Below are 4,075 nucleotides of genomic sequence, written 5' to 3' on the forward strand. Positions count from 1 at the left end.
TCGATTCTTTGTCTGTCGGTAGGCAGCCTACGCACGGAAACGACAGACATTTTTTCAACTACTTGATATTCCCTCTTTACCTCGCCCCCTTAAGTTGAGCTCTAGGCAGGCGGGGGGCCAGGGCGCTCGCGCTAAGTTCCCGCCCCCGATCGGTGGCAAGCTTACATGCCGGGTTTAAATTAAATTGCTGCACACAATTATCAGAAACTCAGCGTTTATTCGACTTATACCATTAATTGCTGTCCAATTTGAATATTATCTCCAGACAAATGATTCAAAGGCGTAATTTAGAGACAGTGGTTCCATAAAGTGGGCAATAGTCGAAAGGGATTCTCCCCGTTTAACGAGATGGTATTTTGTGGCGGTATGAAGGGATTACCAAATAATCAATTTATCGCCCGCCGCCAAGGCGTTGGGTTTATTAATATTATTCCAAAAATAAATTTGTTGAGAGGTTACGTGATAAAGATGAGCAATCTGTGCAATCGTTTCATGAGCTTTCACCACGTGCACAATGCGTTTGGGTCCCGGAATGTTATCCTCAGAAATGCGAGCATTGTGAACAAGCGTGTAAGGAGTTGCTTGCGCCTCAGGAATTAATAAATTTTCTCCAATTTGGATAACATTGCTTTTTAATTTATTCATCTGACGAATTTCCGTCACACTCGTGTGGTAGCGGCTTGCTAAAATACTTAACGAATCGCCAGCGTGAACGCGATGATATATTCGTTTTCCCGATAACGCAGGAGTTTGCGTTTCTAGTTCAGCCAAATTTTTTTGGAGTTGGTCTGTTTTATCGATAGGTAGCAAAAAATTATAGGTATGATTCGGCATTGTTGACAAACGACGAAAACCGGGATTCAAATTGCGGATAAGTTTCGATGTCGAATCAGACAATTTCACCAATTTTTCTAAATTCATTTGCCCTGTTAATGCCACAGTTGTAAAAAAGGGACGATTCTCAATGGGTGTTAAATGTAAACCATAACGAGTATGATTTTTAATAATGTTGGCCAAGGCTAACAATTTCGGAACATACTTGCGAGTTTCATAAGGTAAGGGGAGAGACCAAAAATCGGTGGGCCGGTCATGCCGACGGTTATATTGGATAGCCGCTGAGATAGTTCCCTCGCCGGCGTCGTAGGCGGCAATTGCCAAGAGCCAGTTATGAAAATAACCATGAAGGTATTGAAGGTAATTCAAAGCGGCATTCGTTGAAGCCAGCACGTCTCGACGTCCGTCGTACCACCAATTAATCAGAAGAGCAAAGCCGGTAGCAGTGCCGGGCATCATTTGCCAAAGTCCAGTGGCTCCACGCTTAGAATAAAGAAAAGGGTTATAATTGCTTTCAATCATCGGGAGAAGGGCAATTTCCGCCGGCATCCCCCTTTTTTCAGTTTGTTGGAGCACGTAATAAATATAGGGTTGAGCGTTTTGGGTCAATTGAGTGAGATAGTACTGCCGGTGCTGAAACCACCGTATTTTCTCGCGGACATAGTAATTGTTGCTATACTTCCCGTCAAAGCTAAAACGATGACTGATCACGCTCCAAAGACTTTGGCCTTTTGAAAAAAGGTCACTGAGATGCCATTGTTGGCCTGATGAGGCGGGTATAGCAGTGGTAGTGACGCCGCCAGTGAGACAAAAAGCTAATAGCGCAATGCTAGTATTTGAGATGGATTTTCGCATCCGAGGCATATTACGGATAAATGGAGTCTGAATCAAGGAAAATTGACCAAAAATTTATCGGTAATTTTGTAACTAATTGAAAATTATAATAAAAATTTTAAAGCTTGGGATCTCCCCATCCTCTAATTCCTAAAAAGAAAGAAATCCCGCTCGTTTTGCGGCCGAGATTTTCAAAACTTATCTTTCCAACGACGCAGAGCAGCGAAAACGGCGACTGTATTAGCGAGTGGATAACCGCAATATTCTTGGACTCGCCACTGGATGTTTCTTTGATGACAACGAAGAAAAGGGTTGGTGTCGAGCTCAGCTTGAATAGTAGAGGGTAAAGTCGGTAGGTTTTGATTAGTTTTTTGATCGGTTTCAACGATGCGTTGTTTAAGTTTAAGATTTTCTGGTTCTACAGTTTTGGCAAATTCAAGATTCTTGGCTGTGTATTCATGGCCGCAGTAAACCCGTGTGGTGGGGTCTAGTGAAGCTAATTTCTGCAGCGAATGATAAAATTGATCAGGAGACCCTTCAAAAATTCGCCCACAGCCGCCCGCAAGTAAAGTATCGCCCGTGTAGATCCATTGATCTGTATAATAAGCCACATGATCGAGGGTATGGCCGGGTATTGCTAGTACATTAAAAGTAAGTTCTGCGCAGGGGATAGAAAAGCTTTCCTCATTAACGACTGGGTGATCACAAAACGGAATAGCACTTTCAGTAAGACCATAAACGGGGGCGGGATGTTCTTGTAAAATAGCTTGGACGCCGTTGGTATGGTCCCAATGATGGTGAGTGATGAGTATGGCAGCCAAGTTAAGTTTTTGCTCTTTCAGTAAATCAAGCACGGGTTTTGCTTCGCCAGGGTCGATGATAACAGCCGTTTGTTTTCGCGGATGCACGATGGTCCAGATGTAGTTATCATTAAGAGCAGGGATGGCGAGAATATTATGCGGCACGAGCAAGGCTCTCCCTAATACATAGATTCTTAATGAGTATAAGACAATAAATCGAAACTTGCGATATGAAACCTACGTCACCGAGTATGCAGGAATGGTATCAACAACCACCGGGGTCGTGGTTGTTAACCTTAGAATGTGAAGAAGCTGCCCGCGTTTTAAGCAATATTAAAGGCCGATACTTAGTACAAATGGGTGGTACAGCAGATCTTGCTCATTCGGCGATAAGCCCCATCCCTTATCAAATAAGATTAATGCTGCAACCCGACGACCTTTCCTCGTTGACGATCCAAACAGAATATCAAGACCTACCATTGTTGCCGAATAGCGTCGATATTGTGGTCCTCGTGCATTTATTAGAATTCATCAATTACCCCGTTAAATTGCTGCAAGAAATTTTTCAAGCGTTAAAACCGGACGGTCGATTATTAATTTTTGGGTTTAATCCGTGGAGCCTGTGGGGAATGAATAAATTTTTTAATTTAAAAAAAGATATTCCCTGGAACGGAAAGTTCTGGTCACGCGCGCAAGTTAAACGTTGGTTAATTAATTTTAATTATTCCATTTTATTCAGCAAGACTTTTTGCTATCGTTTCCCTCGTCAGAAAAAACCTGGACGAGGAATGCAATTATTTAGCGAAGTGGCAGGTCAATTGTCTTTGCCGGCAGCGGGCGGCGTTTATTTATTGATTGTAAAAAAGAGCGTCTACGCTCCATTACTGCATAAAATTGTTTGGAAAGGAAGGGATATCATTGCGGGGAAAATCGTAAAGCCAACCTCCTCACCTTATCCTCCTCACCTTATCGTTAAAAGTTGATAAGATTAATGACGAAACAAGAGCAAAATATTGTTTACCTCTATTGTGATGGCGCCTGTCGCGGCAATCCGGGCCCTGGTGGATGGGGAGTATTACTACGGTATAATCAGCATGAGCGTCAGCTCCATGGTGGAGTTGCCAAAACTACCAACAACCAGATGGAATTAACAGCCGCCATTGAGGGGTTAAAATCCTTAAAGAAATCGTGCCAGGTAATTGTAACAACGGATTCGCAATATTTGCGCCGCGGAATTACCGAATGGTTTCCTGTTTGGAAAAGACGGGGCTGGCAAACCAGTAATAAAAAGCCTGTGAAAAACCAACGATTATGGGAAGCGCTTGAGTGCGAAGTGGAACGCCATACGATTGTTTGGCATTGGGTAAAAGGCCATAGCGGCCATGTCGAAAATGAAATCGCAGACGAATTAGCGAACCGTGGCATTGACGAAGTTTTGAAGAGAGGGGCGCAGTAATTATACCCTATCAAAAATTTAAACCCTGTCCTTTCCGCGCAGGTACCTAGAGCTCAACTTAAGGGGGCGAGGTAAAGAGGGAATATCAAGTAGTTGAAAAAATGTCTGTCGTTTCCGTGCGTAGGCTGCCTACCGACAGACAAAGAATCGA

Annotated in this window: 3 protein-coding genes and 1 pseudogene; 2 read left to right on the forward strand and 2 right to left on the reverse strand. The window is 43.3% G+C overall.

Annotated features, from left to right (window positions below; all coding sequences use genetic code 11):
- Positions 1-224: 224 nt before the first annotated feature.
- Positions 225-1,725, reverse strand: a pseudogene (locus OWO34_RS01350) (LysM peptidoglycan-binding domain-containing protein).
- A gap of 134 nt (positions 1,726-1,859) precedes the next feature.
- Positions 1,860-2,633 (reverse strand): hydroxyacylglutathione hydrolase, encoded by a 774-nt coding sequence (gloB, locus tag OWO34_RS01355; protein ID WP_267256295.1) that lies wholly within the window; start codon positions 2,631-2,633, stop codon positions 1,860-1,862.
- A 65-nt stretch (positions 2,634-2,698) separates the two neighbouring features.
- Here gloB and OWO34_RS01360 point away from each other — a divergent pair, with 65 nt between their 5' ends.
- Together OWO34_RS01360 and rnhA are read left to right on the forward strand one after the other, a co-directional pair.
- Positions 2,699-3,451, forward strand: a complete 753-nt coding sequence (locus OWO34_RS01360) for a class I SAM-dependent methyltransferase (protein ID WP_267256293.1) — start codon at positions 2,699-2,701, stop codon at positions 3,449-3,451.
- An 8-nt stretch (positions 3,452-3,459) separates the two neighbouring features.
- Entirely contained in the window at positions 3,460-3,924 is a 465-nt protein-coding gene (gene rnhA, locus OWO34_RS01365; RefSeq protein ID WP_267256294.1) for a ribonuclease HI, read from the forward strand.
- The last annotated feature ends 151 nt before the right edge of the window (positions 3,925-4,075 follow it).

The sequence above is a fragment of the Coxiella endosymbiont of Ornithodoros maritimus genome (assembly GCF_907164965.1).
In the GTDB taxonomy this organism is placed as follows: Bacteria; Pseudomonadota; Gammaproteobacteria; order Coxiellales; family Coxiellaceae; genus Coxiella.

Bases quoted from the DNA above. Each gene is read 5' to 3' on its own strand.
- rnhA (WP_267256294.1), top strand. From the start codon at position 3,460: ATGACGAAACAAGAGCAAAATATTGTTTACCTCTATTGTGATGGCGCC.
- OWO34_RS01360 (WP_267256293.1), top strand. From the start codon at position 2,699: ATGAAACCTACGTCACCGAGTATGCAGGAATGGTATCAACAACCACCG.